The sequence below is a fragment of the bacterium genome (assembly GCA_014360495.1).
In the GTDB taxonomy this organism is placed as follows: Bacteria; Armatimonadota; JACIXR01; order JACIXR01; family JACIXR01; genus JACIXR01.
In genome coordinates, this window is the sequence record JACIXR010000002.1 from 167686 (window position 1) to 189087 (window position 21402).

17 protein-coding genes are annotated in these 21402 nt (G+C 45.2%); 4 read left to right on the forward strand and 13 right to left on the reverse strand.

Going from position 1 to position 21402, the window contains the following annotated elements:
* Window positions 1-5 precede the first annotated feature (5 nt).
* The 4 genes from H5T88_02355 to H5T88_02370 are packed head-to-tail and all read right to left on the reverse strand — an operon-like array spanning window position 6 to window position 4102.
* Window positions 6-1217, reverse strand: coding sequence for an acetate kinase (locus H5T88_02355; GenBank protein ID MBC7329179.1), 1212 nt, complete (start codon window positions 1215-1217; stop codon window positions 6-8).
* A gap of 13 nt (window positions 1218-1230) precedes the next feature.
* Entirely contained in the window at window positions 1231-1872 is a 642-nt protein-coding gene (locus tag H5T88_02360; protein MBC7329180.1) for a corrinoid protein, read from the reverse strand.
* A gap of 40 nt (window positions 1873-1912) precedes the next feature.
* Window positions 1913-3745 (reverse strand): DUF4445 domain-containing protein, encoded by a 1833-nt coding sequence (locus tag H5T88_02365; protein ID MBC7329181.1) that lies wholly within the window; start codon window positions 3743-3745, stop codon window positions 1913-1915.
* 3 nt (window positions 3746-3748) lie between these two features.
* Window positions 3749-4102, reverse strand: a complete 354-nt coding sequence (locus tag H5T88_02370) for a tetratricopeptide repeat protein (GenBank protein MBC7329182.1) — start codon at window positions 4100-4102, stop codon at window positions 3749-3751.
* Window positions 4103-4225: 123 nt separating this feature from the next.
* Here H5T88_02370 and aroC point away from each other — a divergent pair, with 123 nt between their 5' ends.
* From aroC to aroB, 3 genes are read left to right on the forward strand one after another with little or no spacing between them, the layout of a single operon-like run.
* A complete protein-coding gene (gene aroC / locus H5T88_02375) occupies window positions 4226-5371 on the forward strand; it encodes a chorismate synthase (protein ID MBC7329183.1) in 1146 nt (381 codons plus the stop codon).
* On the forward strand, window positions 5368-6120 hold the full coding sequence (locus tag H5T88_02380) for a hypothetical protein (GenBank protein ID MBC7329184.1): 753 nt from the start codon (window positions 5368-5370) through the stop codon (window positions 6118-6120). Before aroC ends, H5T88_02380 begins: the two co-directional genes overlap by 4 nt.
* A complete protein-coding gene (aroB, locus tag H5T88_02385) occupies window positions 6098-7192 on the forward strand; it encodes a 3-dehydroquinate synthase (GenBank protein ID MBC7329185.1) in 1095 nt (364 codons plus the stop codon). Before H5T88_02380 ends, aroB begins: the two co-directional genes overlap by 23 nt.
* 62 nt (window positions 7193-7254) lie before the next feature.
* Here aroB and H5T88_02390 read toward each other — a convergent pair whose 3' ends face one another.
* The 8 genes from H5T88_02390 to H5T88_02425 all read right to left on the reverse strand — a co-directional run bounded on the left by H5T88_02390 (window position 7255) and on the right by H5T88_02425 (window position 17641).
* On the reverse strand, window positions 7255-8286 hold the full coding sequence (locus H5T88_02390) for a histone deacetylase (protein ID MBC7329186.1): 1032 nt from the start codon (window positions 8284-8286) through the stop codon (window positions 7255-7257).
* An 11-nt stretch (window positions 8287-8297) separates the two neighbouring features.
* Complete coding sequence (rpe, locus tag H5T88_02395; protein ID MBC7329187.1) at window positions 8298-8951, reverse strand: ribulose-phosphate 3-epimerase; 654 nt, start codon at window positions 8949-8951, stop codon at window positions 8298-8300.
* Window positions 8948-10600 carry a PASTA domain-containing protein gene (locus H5T88_02400; protein ID MBC7329188.1) on the reverse strand — a complete coding sequence of 551 codons (1653 nt, stop codon included), beginning with the start codon at window positions 10598-10600 and terminating at the stop codon, window positions 8948-8950. The genes rpe and H5T88_02400 overlap by 4 nt, the downstream gene beginning before the upstream one ends.
* A 20-nt stretch (window positions 10601-10620) precedes the next feature.
* Window positions 10621-11916 carry a nucleotide sugar dehydrogenase gene (locus tag H5T88_02405; protein ID MBC7329189.1) on the reverse strand — a complete coding sequence of 432 codons (1296 nt, stop codon included), beginning with the start codon at window positions 11914-11916 and terminating at the stop codon, window positions 10621-10623.
* Window positions 11917-11936: 20 nt separating this feature from the next.
* The gene (locus tag H5T88_02410) at window positions 11937-12533 is read right to left on the reverse strand and encodes a sigma-70 family RNA polymerase sigma factor (GenBank protein MBC7329190.1); all 597 of its coding nucleotides are present in this window, start codon (window positions 12531-12533) and stop codon (window positions 11937-11939) included.
* A 52-nt stretch (window positions 12534-12585) separates the two neighbouring features.
* Entirely contained in the window at window positions 12586-13467 is an 882-nt protein-coding gene (locus tag H5T88_02415; protein ID MBC7329191.1) for a peptidylprolyl isomerase, read from the reverse strand.
* Window positions 13464-14891 carry a glycogen synthase GlgA gene (glgA, locus tag H5T88_02420; GenBank protein ID MBC7329192.1) on the reverse strand — a complete coding sequence of 476 codons (1428 nt, stop codon included), beginning with the start codon at window positions 14889-14891 and terminating at the stop codon, window positions 13464-13466. The genes H5T88_02415 and glgA overlap by 4 nt, the downstream gene beginning before the upstream one ends.
* 185 nt (window positions 14892-15076) lie before the next feature.
* Window positions 15077-17641, reverse strand: coding sequence for a discoidin domain-containing protein (locus tag H5T88_02425; GenBank protein MBC7329193.1), 2565 nt, complete (start codon window positions 17639-17641; stop codon window positions 15077-15079).
* 297 nt (window positions 17642-17938) lie between these two features.
* On the opposite strand from H5T88_02425, the gene H5T88_02430 reads away from it, so the two are divergent.
* Complete coding sequence (locus H5T88_02430) at window positions 17939-18985, forward strand: zinc-binding alcohol dehydrogenase (protein ID MBC7329194.1); 1047 nt, start codon at window positions 17939-17941, stop codon at window positions 18983-18985.
* Window positions 18986-18988: 3 nt separating this feature from the next.
* On the opposite strand, the gene H5T88_02435 is transcribed toward H5T88_02430, so the two are convergent.
* Window positions 18989-21400, reverse strand: coding sequence for a hypothetical protein (locus H5T88_02435; protein ID MBC7329195.1), 2412 nt, complete (start codon window positions 21398-21400; stop codon window positions 18989-18991).
* Window positions 21401-21402 lie beyond the last annotated feature (2 nt).

Here is a 21402-nt window from a genome sequence, read left to right on the forward strand (position 1 = left end):
CCTCCCTAACCTCCTTCTCTCTCCAGGAGCTTGAGCGACTCCCTGGCTACTATGAGTTCCTCGTTAGTTGGGATAACCGCAACCGTTACTTTGCTATCATCAGGGGAGATAATCGCTTCCTTCCCTATCGCGGAATTGTTCCTCTCCTTATCTATCCTTATCCCGAGATAATCCATTTCCTGGCAAATCTTTTCCCTGATTGGGGGGCTCATCTCCCCAATTCCTCCTGTGAAAACGAGGACATCCAAGCCGTTCATTATAGCAACATAACCGCCGATGTATCTCTTAATTCCATAGCAGAATGCCTCTATAGCTAAAGAAGCTCTTTCGTCCCCACGGGAGGAAGCTTCCAACAAATCCCTCATATCCCCGCTTATACCGGAAATGCCTAGCAGACCGCCCCTCTTGACCAATTCCCGACAGATTTCTTCAATGGACATATTTGCTTCCCGCATAAGGAAGGGGATAACGAAGACATCCAAATCCCCACACCGGGTCGCATTCAGGACGCCCGATTGAGCGGAAAAGCCCATAGATGTATCAAGGGATTTTCCATCCTTTATCGCACAGAGGGAGGAGGAGCCCCCTAAATGACAGGATATGATCCTCAATCCTTCTCTTGGTTTTCCCAGGAATTGAGGTGTTCTTTCCGCGATATAGTGATGGGAAGCACCATGGAAACCATACTTTGCGATTCCGTATCTCTCATACCACTCATAAGGAACTCCATAAACCCTCGCAAAGATTGGGATGGTGGTATGGAAATGTGGTTCGAATACGCCGATAAGCGGCGTTGAGGGAAGGAGTTCCTTGAATATCCTTATAGCGTTTATGTAGGGAGCGTTATGAGCGGGAGCTACAATGGAAAATCTCTCCATTTCAGCCAAAACTTCGTCCGTTAGGAGATGAACACCCGTATACTTTCCTCCATGAACTGTTTTAAAGCCAACGGCGTCTATCTCTTCCAGGGATGAAATAACTTTCGTCTCCGGCGATAGGAGGAAATCGAGGCAAAGCTTTATAGCCGAATTGTGGTCCTTTACCTCCGTCTCACCACTGAAAGCTCTGCCGCCAACGGTATGAGCGTAGGGAGATTTCTCCGCTCCCACTCTTTCAACTTTTCCCTTTGCCAGCACATTCTCCGCTGGCATTGAGAAAAGCTGATATTTGAAGGAGGTTGACCCTACATTTGCTATAAGGATTTTCCTTCCCTTCATAAATCCCCCCTTTTTAATTAACCCCTATTAACTCCTTTGCTTTATCCACAGCGGAGGCAGCATCCGGAGCGTAGCCATCCGCTCCTATCTCATCTGCCCATTGCTGTGTAACTGGAGCACCGCCGACCATTACCTTCACCTTATCCCTCAACCCCGCTTCTTTGAGGGCGTCAATCGTTATTTTCATAGAGGGCATAGTTGTTGTAAGGAGGGCAGACATAGCGAGAATTTGGGCATTATTCTCCTTAATCGCCTCAATAAACTTCTCCGGCGCTACATCCACGCCGAGGTCTATTACCTTGAATCCGCCGCCTTCAAGCATCATTCTAACGAGATTCTTCCCTATGTCGTGAAGGTCACCCTTAACTGTTCCGATGACTACGGTTCCAATAGGCTCTATATCGGATTGGCTGAGTATCGGGCGGAGAAGGTCTAACGCCGCATACATTGCCCTTGCAGCGATGAGGACCTCCGGTACATAATACTCGTTGTTCTTGAATTTCTCTCCCACGACCATCATGCCCGGAATAAGCGCGTCGTCCAAGATGGTCTTCGCAGGGATGTTCTCAGCCAAAGCCTTCTCCGTCAGCTCCTTCGCAGCATTTGCGTTTCCGACTATGACTGCTTCTTTCAATGCATTCAATACTTCCGTCATTTTGTCTTACCTCCTTTTTATTTGTTTTTTAGAAATCATTTTAAACAGGAAAATACATTGCGTCCATAAAATAATTTGTGAATTCCGGCACGGCGGAGAGCTCAATATAATGACAACTCTTCGCTATCTCCTCCGCCCGTTTTAGCATACGGGGGGAGATTAGCGCCATCATAGCCCCCCTACCTGCCGCATTTCCAACGGGATAAATTTTATCAATTGATAGTGAAGGAAGCAAGCCAATTCTTAAGGCGCTTTCCCTCCTTATATAATTACCAAATGCTCCCGCAAGGAAAATCCCATCCAAATCGTCCTTGCTCAGTCCCTTATCCTTTAAAAGAATTTCTATCCCAGCTCTTATCGCCCCCTTCGCTAATTGCAATTCCCTCACATCCTTCTGAGTTATGAATATATCTCTGTTTATCTCGTTTTCTTTGCCCCTCACCAATATAAAGCATCTTTCCCCATCAATAGTTGTCAATCTTTCCCTGAGAGAGGGAGACAAATGGGAAGCCTCCTCATAAGACAGCATTCTACCCGTTGAATCAATGATTCCCACTTTATACATCTCCGCAACAACATCCAATAGTCCCGAGCCACAGACCCCTTTTGGAGTTCCGCCATCAATTGTTGATAACTTCACATCATCCGATATATAAACCCTATTAATTGCTCCCTTCGTTGCGTGCATACCGAATCTTATATGCGCGCCTTCAAAAGCGGGACCCGCGGCAGTTGAACACACCGTTATTCCATCTTCCGTCCCAAGCGCCATTTCGCCATTTGTGCCGATATCAATAGCAATATAATTCCCCTTCCTTCTATACAACTTTGTCGCTAAGATTACACCCACTGTGTCCGCACCCACGAAACCCGCTATATTAGGGAGAACATAAACCCACCCCTCTGGGGAAATATTCAACTGGATTGTCTTCGCCCTCGTTTTCACCATTCTCGTAAAGGCAGGTACATAGGGGGTGAAAGCAAGATTACGGGCATCAACCCCCAAAAGGAAATGGGTCATACAAGTATTCCCCACGATAGTGGCTTGATATATCCTATCCTGGCAAACGCCAGTGAAACCACATATATCTTCCAACAGATTATTTACTCCCTCTATAACGCTCTTCCTCATCTCGTCCAATCCGTCTTCTCTATCTATTGTGTATCTGATGCGGGAAATCACATCGGCTCCATAAACGACTTGTGGGTTGAGCCGTGAATCGCTGGCTATCTTCCTTCCCGTGGGGAGATGCACAAGATAACCTGCTAAGGTCGTCGTCCCTATATCTATCGCTATACCGTAAATCTCATCCTCGGTATTTCCTTTCTCTACCGCTATTACCTCATCGCCCACGACGACCGCAGTCACTTTGAAATCCGATTCCCTGAGAACGCGAGGCAATTCTCTTCTTACTGTGGGAGTTAGTTTGTTTGCTTGCGGGAGGGCGGAAAGAAGTCTTTCCTCGTCTGAGCGCTGGTCGCTTAGGGACGGAATTGGAAGGGAAAGGAAGTGTTTGCTAATCGGGCATTTCCCCTTAAGTCTAACGACCATTCTTTCCAGCTCCGTCTTCTGAATAGCTTCAAGGACAGGCTCTAACAATTCAACGACGAGGTTGGTTTGGGGAATGAACTGACACGCCAATCTAATCCCATTTGCTATCTCCTCGGGAGTCAAAAGCTTCTCCTCCGCAGGGCTTATCGGCAAGAACTCATCAACAATTCTCACCTTGCATTTCCCACATAGTCCCCTTCCACCACAGGGAGCATCTATCAATATGCCCGCCTCATAAGCTGCGTCTAATACGCTCTTTCCCTTTTTAATCCTTACTGTTTTGCCTTCCGGTTCAAATCGTAGCTCTACTTCATCGCCCATAAGCTAAATTTCCTCCGTCTCCATCAGCCGCAGATGTTTCGTCGCTAAGGGATTTCCCGGGTCTATCTCCAAGACCTTTTGGAATTCCTGCTTGGCTTCCTCATACATCCCCAGCATAGCATATGTGAGGGCGAGGTCGTTTCTTGCTTGAATGAAGTTTCCATCCAACTCCACTGCCTTTCTTAGTTCTTCCAAGGATTTCTCAAATTCTCCGATGAAGCCGTAGATTAATCCCAACAAGTGATGGGCAGGAGGACATTGAGGGTCCTCTTGCAATATCTCCTGTAAGAGCGCTATTGCTTCCTTATATTTTCCTTCGTACCTAAATGCAAAAGCTTGCTGTAATTTCTCATCCATTTTTGGTCATCTCAAAAATTAATTATCTCAAATACATTGTTGGGTTGTCAATAAGTTTCTTCTTTAAATCCCAGAGAAATTGTATAATTTAATAATACAAATGTCCACAAAGGAGGAAAGATGATAAGGTTTCTTACAGCTGGAGAGTCTCATGGTAAATGTATCCTCGTTATAATAGATGGTTTCCCCGCCGGGCTGAAAGTAGTTACCAGCTTCATAAACGAAGAGCTTCGTCGCCGGCAAATGGGTTATGGCAGGGGAAATAGAATGAAAATAGAAAGGGACAAAGTTGAAATTCTTTCAGGAGTAAGGTTAGGGAAGACAACAGGCGCTCCCATATCTTTGCTTATAAAAAATAAAGACGCACCAAATTGGGAGGAAATAATGTCCATTGAGGAAAGGGAAATTGAACCTGTCTTGCTTCCCCGTCCAGGGCATGCCGATTTGAGCGGATATCTTAAATATGGTTTGACCGATTTGAGAGATGTAATAGAGAGAGCGAGTGCGCGGGAAACAGCGGGAAGAGTAGCGGGTGGAGCTATGGCTAAACTTCTGCTTAAGGAATTCGGCATTGAGATTTTCAGCTTCACGGTGGCGATTGGAAATGTGAGGGCAAAAGTTGAGGGGAGATGGGAAGATGTAAGGGAGAGAGCAGAGAAGTCTCCCTTAAGATGTCCAGACATGGATGCTGAGGAGAAAATGATTGAGGAAATAGATAGGGCGAAGGAGAGGGGGGATAGCCTAGGCGGGATGTTTCAGGTTATCGCTTTAGGTGTCCCACCGGGCTTGGGAAGTTATGTGCAGTGGGATAGAAGATTGGATGCTCGCCTCGCTTTCGCAATTATGAGCATCCCATCAGTAAAGGGAGTCGAGATAGGAGAGGGGTTTTCCTCCGCTTCCCTCTACGGTTCATCCTTTCACGACGAGATTTTCTACGATAAAAGAGAGGGGTTCTTCCGCATAACTAATAGGGCAGGAGGCATAGAAGGAGGGGTTAGCAATGGAGAGCCAATAATCATAAGGGCAGCGTTGAAACCTATCCCTACTCTTGCGAAACCCCTCCACTCCGTTCACCTAAAGAGCAAATCATCCGCCCCCGCCCATAAGGAAAGGGCGGATGTATGCGTTATTCCCTCTGCGGGAATTATAGGGGAAGCTATGACCGCTTGGATAATCGCTGATGCTTTCCTTGAGAAGTTCGGAGGGGATTGCCTGAAAGATATGAAGAGGTCTTATGAGAATTATCTTGAGAGGTTGAAGAAGGTTTGAGGAACCTCGTTTTATGCGGTTTTATGGGGACAGGAAAAACTACGATAGGCAAAGCGCTCGCCTCGATACATTCCCTTCCTTTCGTTGATATTGACGACGAGATAGAGAGGAGGACGGGAATGAAGATAGTGGATATATTTTCTCGGATGGGAGAGGGACATTTCAGAGATTTGGAGGAGGAGATGATAAGGGAATTCAGCAAGGAGGAAGGGGGAATCATCGCGGTTGGAGGAGGAGCTTTGCAGAGGGAAAGCAATTTGCTCGCACTGAGAGAAAAAGGATTCCTCCTCTGCCTTCTTTCTACTCCAAAGGTTATTCTAAGAAGATTGAAGTATGACGATACCAGACCTTTGCTCAAAGGGGAGGACAAGCTTCAGAGGATAGAATCCCTTTTGAGAAAGAGATTCCCCAATTACTTGAAAGCCGACGCCTTCCTTGATACTTCATACATGTCTATTCGCGATTGCGTCAAGTATGTAGGGAGACTTTTAGATTATCTTAAAGGTGAAGCCATTCCTTCCGGTCAAACACCCGAGGTTAGGTGGGTTAAATCAGCTTTTGAAGAGAAGAAAGAGGAGTTAAAAAGCTTGCTGCAGGATAATAACGCTTCGGTGAGCCTCACTGCTGCGGTTCGTCTTTGGAAAAAAGATTTCTCCGTGGAACGTAAAATGTTGCGGAAAAAGAGAAATATATTTTTCAAATGGCTAATGGAGGAGGTCTTAGGAAGTGAGCGAGATAATATTCGTTAATTTAGGGAAAAGAAGTTATCCAATTCTCATTGGCTGGAATACAATAGAGGTTCTTGGGGAGTGGCTTAAGGAAAGGAAGTGTAGACACTTAGCGATAATAGCTGATGGTAGGGTGGAAGCCCTCTGGGGAGGGATGTTGAGGGAGATATTGGAAAGAGAGGGGATAAACTATTTGTTTCTTAAAGTTAAGCCGGGTGAAAGGTCAAAGAATCTTGCCTCCGCGAGGAGATTGTGGAATGAGCTTGCTGATAGCAAGGTTGATAGGGGATGGTGGCTTGCCTCTTTTGGAGGAGGAATGATAGGGGATTTAGCAGGCTTCGTCGCAGCATCATATATGCGTGGGTTGAACTTCTTACAAATACCCACCACTCTCCTCGCCCAGGTTGACGCATCAATAGGAGGAAAAGTCGCTATTGACCATCCAAAAGGAAAGAATTTGTTAGGTTTCTTCTATCAACCGAGATTCGTTTTAGTGGATGTCTCATTTCTTCAAACTCTCTCTCCCAGACAATATAGAAATGGGTTGGCTGAGGTTATAAAGTATGGGGCAATAAGGGATAGGGAACTTTTGGAATTGCTCAAAGAGAAGGAGGAAAAGATAAAGGGAAAAGATGATGCTATATTGACGGAAATAGTGAAAAGGTGCATTAAAATTAAGGCTGATTATGTAGAGAAGGATGAAGAAGATGTATTAGGGATAAGGGCTCAGCTTAATTTTGGACATACAATCGGTCATATCTTGGAAAGAGAAAGCGGGTTCAGGCTTTTGCATGGGGAGGCAATATCCATTGGAATGGTCTTCGCGAGCGAACTTTCCAGAAGGATGGGCTTGCTTTCCCAAGAAGATGTATCCTTGCTTAAATCTATCCTCTCTTCTTACGGTTTACCGCTGAAAATTAAATTTCCTATCAGAGTTGAGAGGATAATTGAAGGTTTGGTATGGGATAAGAAAGCTAAAGAGGGGAAAATCCGATTTGTGCTTCTTAAGGGATTGGGCGAAGCCTTCCTTAGTGAGGATGTTCCTTTAGAGCTCCTTAAGGAGGTGAGTTTGGAGCTTGGAGCGAGTTATTGAATTAACGCTGACTTTGTGGAGCCTCCTCATTTTCTTTCTCTATTTCACTCGCTTATTTTAAATTAAAGTGAATGGAGGTTTTTCACCTCGGATATTATTAGATTTACCCTTGAGCGAACAGATTCGCTTGCTTTATGCTCGCTCCTTGAAATCGGCAATTTCACATCCAACAGCTCCCCAATAACAGCTTCAACACTGGTGTAGAGCCCATCAGCATTATACCCTCCTTCGAGAAGAAAAACGATGCCCTTCTTGTTTAGTTCTTCGTTAAGTTGCTTTAAAATCCTCGTTAAAGAAGCATATCCGAATGGTGAGAGAAACATACCACCTAAAGGGTCAGCGAAATGGGCATCAAATCCCGCGGAGACGGCGATTAAGTCAGGGGAAAATCTCCTCACAAGTGGCGGAAGTATCTCTTCGTATACCTTGATATATTCGTCATCGCCACAGCCTGCTGGGAGAGGAACATTCACCGTGAAGCCTTTCCCATCTCCTTTCCCTATTTCATCAACTTGCCCCGTTCCAGGATACCAGGGATATTGATGGGTGGAAAAATAGAGAACGCTAGCATCTTCGTAAAACATATCCTGCGTTCCATTGCCGTGATGCAAATCCCAATCCACTATTAGGACCTTTTCAATGCCGAGTTTTTCTTGAGCATATCTCACGCCACAAGCTATGTTATTGAAGATGCAGAATCCCGCTCCCCTGTCCTGAGAGGCATGATGTCCGGGAGGGCGAACGAGCGCGAAAGAGTGGATTCCATCTTCTATAGCGAGCTCAAAAGCCCTCATTGCCCCACCTACCGCAAGGGTTGCGATGTTGAAGCTGGCAGAAGAGACAAATGTGTCATTATCAAGCCAGCCTCCACCCATAAATGAGAGAGTCTTGATTAAATTTATGTATGATTTAGTATGAACTCGTAAGAGGTCTTCATCGCTCGCTTCAAAGGGGTCTTCCCATTTAAGATAGTCTTTAAGGGGAGAGTTCTGCAATCTGCGAACGAGCACAGCTAACCTCTGGGGTGATTCCGGGTGCTCTATTCCTCTGTTATGCAACAAATAGCGAGGAGAATAAACCAGCGAAACAGCCATTCTAATCGTCCTCAGCCTTTCAAGCTTTCTCTAAGCTCAATAAGAGCCTTTAAGGGATCTTCACTTTGAAAAATATAGGAACCGACAACCAAAATAGAAGCCCCGGCATCCCTTGCTTGCTTGGCTGTTATATTATTTATCCCCCCATCAACCGCTATCTTCGTTGCATATCCTCCTTCGGAGATAATCCTTTTAGCCTTAGCAACCTTATTCAATGTGAAGGGCAAAAGCTCTTGCCCACCATAGCCGGGATTGACGGTCATTATGAGAAGAAGATCTATCATATCCCATAGTTCCTCCAAAGAGGAAAGGGGAGTTGCGGGATTGAGAGCAACTCCAGCCTTCAGCTCCTTTTCCTTTATTTTTTCCAATGCCCTATGAAGATGTGGTGTGGATTCAAGGTGGATATAAATCGCATCTGCTCCTGCCAGGGCAAATCTGTGTATATGTTTTTCCGGCTTTTCAACCATGAGATGAACATAGAAAGGGAGAGAGAAATAATTTCTCAGGGACTCCACTAAACTAGCGCCGAAGCTTATCTCGGGGACAAAGTGTCCATCCATTATATCAAAATGGAGGGAATCTATCCCCGTTTTTATTCCCTCTATTTCCCCACGCAAATCACCCTGGTCCGCAGATAAAATTGAGGCGGAGAGCTCTATCATTTTAATACTTCTTCCTTGACCAGATTCTCATCTATATACACTCTTATCGTTACTTCCGTCCCTACACCTTCCACTTGCTGGTCTATTAAATCGCCAGGCTTATGGACATTATCATAAACGGTATGAATTCCCTCTGCGTCTTCAACTTCAATCGTTATCTTGTGGCTTTCCGCTTTATCAGGAACAACAAAACGCACTGTAGCGCTCTTTTTCTCTCCCTCAGAAGGAACCTGCGACACAGATGGTGGAGTAGCTTCTACGGGAGGACCTAAGCTAACCTTTAAGTAAACAGCTGTGCCTTTAGCTACCCTGCTATTGGGAGCAGGAGATTGCGAGATTACCTGTCCGAAAGGTATATATCTATCTGCTACATAGCTCACATCCCCCACCGCTAAGCCCAAATCGCTCAACAGCTTCCTAGCCCTCTCCTCATCAAGGGAGCGTAAATCGGGAATAACGACATAAGGAGCACCCGTGCTGACGATTATATCAATCCTTCTTCCCTTCCTAACCAAACTCCCTGCGGGAGGTTGAGTGGAAATTATATATCCTGCCGGTATTTCCTCGTTTTCCCTCTCCAATATATCACCCAATTTCAAACCATTCTGCAAGAGAAGCGTTCTTGCTTCCTCTAAACCTTTCCTTGATAGGTCTGGAACAACCACCTCTTGCGGGATTCCTAAACCGAGGAAGGCGTATAAGAAAAGAAAAATTAGCGCCAAACCTATCAAACTCCAGATTATTAAGACAGCGCTCCTTATGAAAGGTGTTTCCCTCTCTACCTCTATCTTCGGTCGTCCTATCCTTCCCTCTTCATCCATAGGAGACCAATTCAAGGAATAGCCATAACGAAGTGCCTCCCTAATTTCCTTTAAATCTCCCAACATTTGGTCTATGGTTGAATATCTTTTATCCAAATCCTTCTGGAGCGCCTTTAAAACGACACCTTCAAGTGCTCTGGGGATGCCAGGATTCAGTTTTTTCGGGGATGGGGCAGGTTCGTTGTTTTGCTTTACCACTATAGCCAATGGGTCTGGCCCCTCAAATGGAGGGGAACCTGTGAGGGCTTCAAAGAGTATCGCACCAAGGGAATAGATATCAGTTTGAGGAGAAGGAGGAGAACCGCCCGCTATCTCGGGAGCTGTATAGGGAGCTCTAAGCATAAGCGAGGCGAAGTCTCCCTTCTTTATTTGCTCTTGAAAGGGTATGAAAATGCCTGCGTTTAAAACCTTTACATGCGCTTCCGGGGTTACCACCACATTACCCGGGTGCAAGTCTCCGTGAGCCAGCCCCGACTTATGCAGAGCAGAAAGAGCTTCTCCTATAGCAATTGCGGTATCAACAGCCACAGAAGGGTTAAATGGGGCGAGAAGCTTAAAGCGCTCCTTTAGTGACATTCCTCTTGCTTCCTCGTAAATGAGGAAAATCTTGTCATCTTCCTGGTGGATATCTATGAGGGCAAGAAGGTTTGGTTGGGTTATTCTTTTCAATTTCTCTCCGATTTCAAGGAGAGCTTCCTTCGTTTTTTCCTCCAGAGGAGGCTTGAAGACTATTAAATAATATTTCTTTCCCTCTTTTTTGATTTCGTAGGTGCTTGTCAGGGAATCCTCGCTAAGCTTCTGAAAGAGCTCAAAACCTCCCTCTATCATCTTCTCCTATGGGTTTAATTTTAAAGTCTGTATATCTTTGCACGGCAGTTCTTCACTCCCCTGAAAGCGTTCCGGGTGTCCAGTATGCAAGCGCAATTATCCGCTATCCATTGATAGTCAAAAGAAGAGTGGTCAGTGGTCAAGACGACGACATCCGCCCAGGCTAAAGTTTCCTCGTTTAAATCCTTACGAATGTAATCACGCTCGGGAATCTTGGTGATATAAGGGTCAGAATAGGCCAAATTCGCCTTCTTCTCCACTAAAAGGTCCATCAATTTTACCGCAGGGGATTCCCTTAAATCCGCGATATCCTTCTTGTAGGTAACTCCAAGTATAAGGATATTTGAACCATTTAAATGCTTTCCCTCTTCGTTGAGGACATCTATCAGGATTTCCAATATCTTGCTTGGCATTCCCATATTTATGGAATCGGCTACTTCCAAAAGTAGCTCATTGTGGTCTATCCCCTTGAGGTGCCATCTTAGATAATGGGGGTCAACTGGAATGCAGTGTCCCCCCACTCCCGGACCGGGATAGAAGGCCTGGAAGCCAAATCCTTTACTTTTCGCTCCCTCTATAACCTCCCAGATATCTATCCCCAATTTCCTGCAGACAATAGCCATCTCATTTGCAAAGGCTATATTGATGTATCTATAGGCATTTTCGTAAAGCTTTATCATCTCAGCGGTCTTCGCGTTTGATACAGGTATGACTTTATTAATTATCTGGCTATATAGCAGGTATCCCATCTCGGTGCATTTGGGCGTAACCCCACCCACTATTTTGGGAATTTTTCTCAATGTATGCTCTTTGTCCCCGGGATTTATCCTTTCAGGGGAAAAAACGAGGAAAAAATCCTTCCCTACCTTAAGATTAGCTTTACTAAGCCGTGGCAATAAAATGTCTTCGGTCGAGCCGGGATAAGTAGTGCTTTCAAGGGAAATCAACATTGGGGAATGGATATGCTTTGCAACCGAATCCGCCGCTTTTTCTATATATGAAAGGTCTGGGTCCTTATGTCGTTTAACGGGCGTGGGAACAGTAATTATGGCTGCATCAGCCTGGGCGAGAACATCGTCGGAGGTAGTGGGATTCAAAAATCCGCTATCTAAAGCGGATTTAACCTGCTCGCTGGTTACATCTTCAATATACGATTCACCTGCTTTGAGCTTCATCACCTTTTCCTCGTCTTTATCTATGGCGAAGACCATGAACTTCTCCTCGGCAAAAGCGATAGCAAGTGGTAAGCCAACATAACCCGCCCCGATAATCGCTACCTTTGCTTCTTTCCGTTTTATTTTCTCCTCCAAACCCATAACCCTTGACACCTCCAAACCTATTCCTCTAGAACTTTCCTTCCGTCCTCTTTTATTAATTGTCTAACCCTCTCTTTGGAAAGACCGATTTTCTCTCCTATTTCCCTTAAAGAGTAGCCTTCAAGGAAATACATCCTCAAAATGTCCTTTGAGCGCTGAGGAATGGGAGCGTATTCTATTTTTCTTTGCAAGCTCTCTAAATCCGAGGACGGGAGCTCTTCTTCCTCAGCGGGCATATCCTCAAGCGTCATTTGTTCCTCTTCGTCTTCCTGCACAGGGAGATAACCCCTCCCTTTCAACTGCGCTTTTTCCTTCTGAAGGAAACGCCTAATAGATTGCTTTATCCATATCGTCGCATAGGTGGAAAAACTGCCCTTTTGGGGCTTATACTTATCTATCGCCTTTATCAATCCATATACTCCCTCAAGGAAGATATCCTCATAGGTAACTGTGGGAATGGATTGGGCATAGCGGTAGTATCTCCGTGCCCATTTATGCACGAGACCAATATTCTCCTCAACGAGGGCGTCCCTCGTTGCCTTATCTCCTTGCTGGGCAGCGAGGAATCTCTCCCTCTGTAATCTTTCCTTATTGGCTATTTTGGCTTTCTCAGGCATACCAAATAAATTTTTAAAATTTTCCGTTGGGGTAGTCAAGTGATAAAATAGGTCAAGGCAAGGGGAGGGGCACTATGTCTGTTTCCAATCCCTTATAAAGTGGGTCTTTTATCTCTATCGTTGCCTTCTCAAAGATGGGCTTTAGGACTTTTTCCGCCCTTCCTTCCTTATTAGCTTTCTCCAGCATAACGCTTCTTCTCAGGAAATCCTTCCAACTATCCAAAGTAGCTATGCGTCGGTCCTCTACCCTGATTATAACATATGCATTTGATATCTTTATGATATCGCTTACCTTGCCCAAGGGTAGGGTCATTGCTAAATCCGCTATCTTGGGGCTAAGCGTTCTAAGTTGCCCAAGGGAAACATATCCCATATCTCCACCTTTTTCCTTAGTAGTCGTATCCTGAGAAGAATCCTTTGCAACAGTTTCAAAGAACGCACCCGCAGCTAACTTTTCTTTAGCCTTCTTTATCTCCTCTTCGCTCACATTTACTATCCACCTTAACCTCACTCTATCCAGCATAGGCTTATATTTCTTAAAGGCTTCTTCTATCTCTTTATCGGTTACAGTGATCCCCTTCGTTATTAGATTTATCTCGGCTAGGCTCTGAATGAGTTGCTTTTTATACTCTTCTAATGTCATATTCTGCTTCTCAAGGTCTTGCATAAAGTTGGGGTTTTCCCTCTTTCTAAATTCCAATTCCTTTTCCACCTCTTCATTTGAGGGATAAACCCCCTCTTTCTTGGCAGCTTGCAAGATGAGTTTTTCCCTTATTAGATTTACTAAAACATCCCTACCAGCTACTTTTTCCGCTTCGTTCCTCAACTCCTCTTTTGTGATCTTCTCCCCATTCACAACTGCTACAACCTTCCTCCCACAACCTGCAAGGATAAATGCACCAAGTATCATCGCGAAAATTATCAGTCTTCTCATCGTTCCTCCCTCTTTCGTAGTTTTATCGCTTCTTTATAAGTCTCAACATATTTCCTTGCTGAAGACCGCCAGGAAAAATCCATCTTCATGCAATTTTCCTGTATCTTCCGCCAGATATTTTTGTTTTTGTAAAATTTCAAAGCCCTTGAGACCGCATCTGACAACGCCTGAGGGGAATATTCTTTAAACAAAAACCCGGTTCCCTCTCCTTTCGCTGGGTCAAACTCCTTCACACTATCCGCTAATCCACCAACTTCCCTGACCACCGGAACCGTTCCATATCTCATAGCAATCATCTGCCCCAAACCGCAGGGTTCGTAAAGAGAGGGCATTAAGAAGATGTCGCATCCACCGTAAATTTGATGAGAAAGTTTCTCGTTGAATTCTATGAAGACCTTCATTTTCTCTTTATGTTTTTCCGCCTTTTCTTTTAACCCCTCTTCTATCTCCGTTTCCCCCATACCCAGGATTATCATTTGTAAATCCCTCTCCAGTAAGTCGTCAATCGCTGATAAAAGTATATCAAAGCCTTTCTGGGGAGCAAGGCGGGAAACCATCCCTATCATGGGCACTTCCTTTTTCGGGAGCCCAACTTCGCCTTGAAGAAAATGTTTGTTTTCGCTCTTTTTCTCTAATGAATGGGAATCGTATGGAACGAAGAGATAATCATCTTTTGCGGGATTCCAGACCTCGTAATCAATCCCGTTGAGTATACCCCTTAATCTATCCCCTCTATAGGCAAGGACTCCTTCCATCCCTGCTCCAAACTCGGGTGTTTTTATCTCCTCAGCGTAGCGAGGTGATACGGTGGTTATCAAATCGCTGTAGAGAATTCCACCCTTCATAAAAGAGAAATTTCCCCAAAATTCCAGTTTATCAAAAGTGAAAAGCTCCCAAGGCAATCCCGCTAATTGCAAGGTTTGAGGTGGGAAGTTACCCTGATAGGCTAAATTGTGGATGGTAAAGATGGTTGAGATATCCTTATAGAAGCTATCCTCCTTTAAAGTCGTCTTTAAGTAAACAGGGATTAAACCCGTCTGCCAATCGTTGCAGTGGATGACATCGGGTTTCCAATCCAATTTTTTAATTAAAGATAGAACCGCTTTGGAGAAGAAAATAAATCTCTCCGCGTCATCGGGATAGCCGTAAAGGGAATCCCTTAAATAGAGCTCATCTTGTCTGATGAAAAGCGTCTTTACCCCCTCTATTGCCTCGCCTGGCTTCTCCCCAACAGCGAGAAGTTCCCTATCGCCTATATTTATCCTCTCCTCTCCGAGATAACCGACCTGCTTATACTTTGGAAGAGCAAGCATAACTTCAAGTCCTTCCAGAGCAAGGGTTTTAGGGAGAGCACCCGCGACATCAGCGAGTCCTCCCGTCTTAGCATAAGGGAAAGCTTCCGAAGCACAAAATAAAACACGCATATCTTTTAATCTTAACTTAAAAATTCAGTCCCGTCAATTTTGTGTATAATTCCATAACATCGAGACTTCTAAGGGGGCTTCTATAACGCTCGGCCATATACTCTTAATACAAATCCAACTTTTCAGGTCGTTTCTTGCCGCTCTAAGATTCAGCTCCCCTTGTTCAATCCCGTCCTTTCAGCGGTTTATTTATATATCTTCAATTCCACTATATGAACACCGATATTTGCGGAATTGTAAAGCATATTCACCCTAACGAATCTCGCATTAAGGGAAGGAAATTCGTAAACTTCTCCTTCTGAAGTTGCCACTTTATCGTCTTTCTTCTCACCAACCTTTACCCATTTCTCCCCATCCTCCGATACCTCTATCTCGTAATGGTAGAATCTTTGCCCATCCCAAAATGTTTTCAGCAAAATCCTTGATATTTTCTCCACCTTTCCAAGGTCAACTAAGAGCCATTGAGGAAAAGGAGAAGCTCCCCAATAAGTGGAATCATCTCCATCAACCGCGTTTAAGGGAAAAGAATTGGGTTCATAGGATGAAGCGGAGACTTTCTTCCCCAAAGCCAGGTTCCCCTTGTCTTTCGCTTTTGCTTTTTCAATTTTCTCCCTCAATTCCCTTTCCTTTCTTTCCTCTTCCTTCTTTCTGTATTCAAGATACTCCCTTACCTTTTTCTCATAGTCCAAACTAACGTTTTTCTCCTTTTTCCAAATCAATTTTATCCATTTCGTATCAGGTGGGACCTCTATGCTTTCCCCTTGGGGAAAGCGATAGCCAACTGGAGCGTGAATGACAATCTTTTCCGGTGGCTTCCTCCAACTTGAGCGAATCCAGAGTTCAGCGCCATCGGGTAAAATCTTCATTGAGAGGGAAACGAAACCGAAGTTTGTGGGTGCGTTTAAGAAGGAAATCCATTCTCCTTCCTTAATCCAGGCTTGAGGAAGGCATGAGAAGAGATGAAGTTCGTTATTCTCCTCCCTTACGAGCATATTTCTCAAGAGGTCCAAGAACTTCCCAGCAAAACATCCGTGAGGCGTGAGATTTCCGCCGAAATCCCTGGAACTCGCTGAACACATCTCAAAACCCGCGTTGGTTGAGGTCGTGTGAAGGAGAAGGGAATAAAAGGCATCCAAGACCTTTTCCTTTTCCCCCCTTATAAGCTCGGTCTGGGGAATATCTATCCCTATATAGCCATGGAGGTTATCTCTATTAGCATAAGTCATCAAGCCCTCGTTGAAATTCTGTTCCCTTACTTTCTTAATTGTTGCGGTCACTTTGGGGTCCCAGGGTGAAAGAACCCTGCAGGGATATACGGATTTCAAATTTCCCCAATCAAAACCTCTGCCTTCCAAGGAAGGCGGGATATACCCGTTTGTCGTTTTCGTTGCTTGCTCTAAATTCTCTAAGATGCTCTTCTTATAATCCTCCGCCTCCCTGGCGAAAAGTTCTGCATCTTCGTTTTCTCCAAGTTCCCTCGCCATATTTATCGCTTCTAAAACTCCCTGATAAGCCCAGAAATCGTTTCCGATGATATGCCCATAGACGTTTTCGTTATCGTGGGGATGGGTAGCGGGGAGAAGTCCCCTTCCCAACCCTCCCTGTTTCTTTGTTTCCTCCCGAGTTTGAATCAGCCAATTCATCGCTTTTCTCACCGCGGGATAAACCTTCCTGGCGAAGATTTTATCTCCCGTTAGGCGAAAATGCTGACCGAATGTCCAAAGCGCCTGTCCCCAACCGTCAAGCTGCCCCTCTTGGGAAATAAACAACCCATCCGGTCGTTGATATTTAAGAAAGTAAATAGCAGACCTCTCTGCCTCAAAAGGAAATCCCCACGCATCGAGAGCTCTCACTTCAAAAGCTCCATCTCTCAACCAAAATGCATCGTATTGGAATTTGTTCACTTTCTGAATATAATCTTCGCCACTCTTCTCCCTCGCTATGAAGAGATAGACGAGATTCGCCCGATAAGTATCCACCACTTTCTTCTCTGGAACCTCAAGCCAAGCCCCTTTCCTTAACAGATTCTCCCAAAAAGCCACCACCCTTTTCCTTGCCTTATCAATTTCAATCTTGAAATCGTCAAGTCTTTCGGGTGGAGCGGGGAAAAGAAGCATCTCAAAATTGAACCTTTTCTCTTTTTGGGGTGGGAGCTTGATGATGTAGCCAAGAAGGAGGGCGAAATCGCTTTCCCTTTTGGCTTCCATCCTTTTCACTATATCTGCGGGAGGCAAAATGCAGAGGAGCTTCCCGTCACGGAAGACGAGTCCATCTTTATATTCGTATTGGAAATTTGGCGAGAAATCTATTTTGGGTATCCTATGCCCCACTCCCGAGAATCTTATCCCAATCCAGAAAATATCCGATTTTTCCTTTTCTCCTGTGTTCTTTATCCTCAAATCAACGAACGCAACGGGGTTATCCTCCTCGATAAAAGGGTTATCAGCAAAGAATTCAAACGAGAGTGAGAAATCTCCCTTCAAGAGCGAATACTGAACGATGGGAAGCCAACCCTTATAAAGGGTCTTGACCCTTTTCTCAAGCGGTTCCATTTTCTCTCCCCAGAGGAAAGCCATCTCGGCGCGCCCGGAGAAAAGATAGCCCTCTGGGGTTATCTCAAATGCAGCTTTGCAGTCCTTCGTCCCCACAACGGTAGTGGGGAAGGCGAAATAATCAAACGGTTCATTTAGCCCTTGAGAAAGGGCGATGATAGCAAGGAATGATAGGAGAAAGAACTTTAAGTTTCTCATAAATCATCACACTCCGATTTTATTATAAAAAAACAACGGAAAATTTGAAGAAAAATTTCTCGTATAACTTGTATATGACGATGAACCACCCCTAATTCCTTCTCGCCTTTACTCTGTTATCCCAAGGGGCTAATCATTTTGTAATTTTCTGTTTTTTAAATAGGAGATAGGCACGCCCGCCTTCGGCGGGCTCGCATTGGTAGTTGGTTTCCTTTCTACTTTTCGATTTCAAAGCGAATAATTGCGTAGCGAATTTTTCTCGTTAAAATTGTTTTAAACATGAAAGGAGGGATAGAAATGCTCAAGGCGAAACAAATTCTCTTCCCTAGAGCGAACGAAGTTGAGCTTGAGGAATTAGATTTCGACCCAACTCCCGCTCCCGATGATGTAATCATCAAGGGAATCGTAAGTGTTATAAGCGCTGGAACGGAGCTATCCTGCCTTGCTGGAACCGCTAAATGGGCTCGCTTCCCTTTCCGCCCAGGCTATGGGATGATAGGTGAGGTCATAGCTGTGGGTGAGAAGGTTGAAGGGTTAAAGGAAGGCGATATAATCCTAACCCATAGCAATCACGCAAGCTATGCGCGGGCGCAGGTGATAACCGTCCCGATTCCTGAAGGTCTTGACCCTTTAAAAGCAGTTTTCGCCAGAATGGCGGATGTCTCCATAACCGCTTTAAGGGTTAGCTCGGCTGAATTGGGGGATAGGGTTGCAGTAATTGGTATGGGATTGGTGGGAAATCTCTGTGCTCAGCTCTTCAGCTTGGCTGGTTGTGATGTGATAGGAGTAGACAAAGTTAGAAAACGCTTAGAAGTGGCAAGAGCATGCGGGATTGAGAAGACGATAAATGCAAGCGAGGTAGACGCTGAGGAAGCAGTTAGAGAATTGACGGAGGGAGAGGGTTGTGAAATCGTTGTTGATGCTACAGGCAGTCCTCAAGTCTCGGCAACGGCTTGGAAATACGCCGCTCCCTACGGGGAAGTCATCCTCTTGGGCTCCTTTTTCCAAAGGCCCCATGAGATGAATGTCACAGAGCTCTTGGAGCGAATCCATTTGTCAGAGTTCGGCTGTATAACTTATAAGGGAGCCCACGAATGGCGATATCCCGTTAGGGATGAGAGGAAGGACTTCTTCCGCCTGGGCTGGCCTAAATACGAGCGTCAGAAGCATAGCGTGGAAAGAAATGCAAGGATTAATCTATCATTAATCGCTCAAGGAAAGCTGAAAGTTGAACCTCTCTTGACGCATCTCCTCAAGCCGGAACAATGCAGGGAGGCATATTTGGGCTTGAGGGATAATCCCGAGGAATATCTCGGCGTCGTCTTCGACTGGCGAGGGGCTTAAGCCCTAAAGCTTCTCCAGCTTTCCTTCGTCACTGAGGAAGAGGTCGTTCCCCTTCTCGTCTTCAAGCCGGAGGAATAACCCCCAGTCTCCGCCACCATTCGCTACCTCAACGAGGATGAGGTTCCTCCCCGTCCTCAGCTGGGCTATACAGGAATCCTGGTCCCTCCTCGCCCCTCTGAGAGCCAGAACCTCTTGCACAAGCTCTCCATTGACCCATATGCGCATTGCATCGTCGCTTCCAGCGAATATCTTTAACTTTATCGGTTCATCGCTGTAGATTTCCCTCACAACATAACCAGCCACATCAGTCGTCCTGCCCAGTTCGCCATAATATTTTGCAAAATCAACGAAAGCATCCCCGGGGTTTATCTCTATCAAAGGCTGAGATAGGGCAGAGGAGATTATTGTCTCCAATTCTTCCTCGCTTATTGCCGGGAAGCTTTTCTTATCCTTCCACTCCTTCGTAATTTTAGAGAAACGCCATCTCCTCACCCAAGGGCCAATGAGAAGGGAATGAATTACCCTATCCCTTGATTCATCCCAGGGGATAAGCTTTCCATCATCACTCAAGAAGAGCTTCTTCCCGCTCTCGTCCTCAAATCTCAAAATCAATCCCCATCCGCCTTCCCAGTTGTCTACTTCAACCAAGAGGCGATTCTCCCCCTCCTGCAGGTCAACCTCGGTTGAATCTTCGTCGGGACGAACACCCCGGAGAGTTAGAACATCTTTTACAAGCTTTCCGTTCAGCCAAATCCTCAACGAATCATCGCTCCCTGTAAGGATTCTTATCCTGCGAGGGGAATCGCTATTGATTCGCCGGAAGGCGTAGCCAGCAATGTGTTCCTTCCTGGATTTGAATACCCTTGTGAAATCAATTATTGGACCGGGGAAGCGAACCAAAGGCGATGAACTCGCTGCTCTTTCTATTTCCCTTAATTTCTCATCGGAAAGAGAAGGGAAGGAATTGTAATCTCTCCAATCAATTGTTTGACTTGCGAACTGCCAATTCTGGACACAAGGAGCAACCAAAAGACCTTCCAACCCGTAATAGAAATCGTTTCCCTCTCCATCAAATATGCGGATATTAACATCTTTAATAGAGCCTATTTTTCTCCCTAACTCCCGCAAGGGAACCAACACTTCTTTATTCAAGCTCTCTTTGAAGAGAGGGACATAAAAGTTGGACTCGCCCTTGTAATCGAATCCAAAGAACTTCAAGCCGTAATCGCAACGAGCGATTAGAGCCAACCTATCCCTATCAATGTAAACATCCATTGCCTTCTCATCTTTCCATTCCCTCTTATCAAGGGCGAACCATCTGCTTGCCAGCATAGCCTCAACATTTATCGGTGCCCAATGTGCTTCCTCTTCCTCTTTGAATTCGTAGCTTTCAGACCTGCGAGCATGAGGGGATTCAACGAGGGTGAAAACTCTCGTGAAGTAATCAAAGCCTCGGGACATAATATCGTAAGGGTCTGTGCTATGGGGAAGCCCGAAGGTATGTCCAAGCTCGTGAAGGGCAGCGCCTATAGTTGTGGAGGCACAAGCCCATACCGTATCCCGCCAAATCGAATCACTGAAGACCTTGCTCGTATCAATGGGCGTTGCATCCATAAAAACCCTTTGCACTTCTTTAAGATTATTTGGCCAAGTGAAGAGGTCTATTCCTCCCATAACTGCGAGGTTGCCACCGCCTAAAGCAAGATGGGCGTATACCTTTTGGGTTGAGGGGTCAAAATAGGTGAAGGCTGGAACAACGAGGTTCTTGGCATAAGGGTCGGGCATCTGCTTCTCAATCTCGTTATATATCTCTCCATAAATTTCTCCACCATCCATCTTCCAATATTCCTCCTTGCTTTTGCTCCCCTTGAGGATATGAACCACAACATCGCCATTTTCATCAAACTCTAAATTGAAGGTTTTTCTCGGAAAGCCGAGGTCGTGAAGCTTCTCCGCAGTGAATGTCTGGAGAAGCTTCGCCATTGTATCCAATTTCCCTCTATAATCCTGTGGGTCATCGGGAAACTGGGTTTGATAGCGCGTATCTCCCGATATATCGGTGAAATAGATTATCCTAACATAATATGGGTTCGTTTGGGGCTTATATATTAGCTTGAAAATTATTCTTGAGGAGCCAGAGCGCAAAACAAGGCTGTTGTTTCCGGGAACTAATTCTACAAGCACTTTGAACTTCCCCTTATGGACTACCCCAAGCATCGTTCTTGTTCTCTTATAAGATGACTTATTTACAACCACTATCTCGCTTGCCCTTTTATCTACAACTTCTCCCTTCAGTAGGACTACTGGATAACGAACTATCTCCCCAAACTTGTAGTTCATTATTTTTATACCTTTTTGGGGGAAGGCGAGAAGACAGAGGAAAGAGAGAAGGAGTATTTGCCCTGTGAATTTCATCC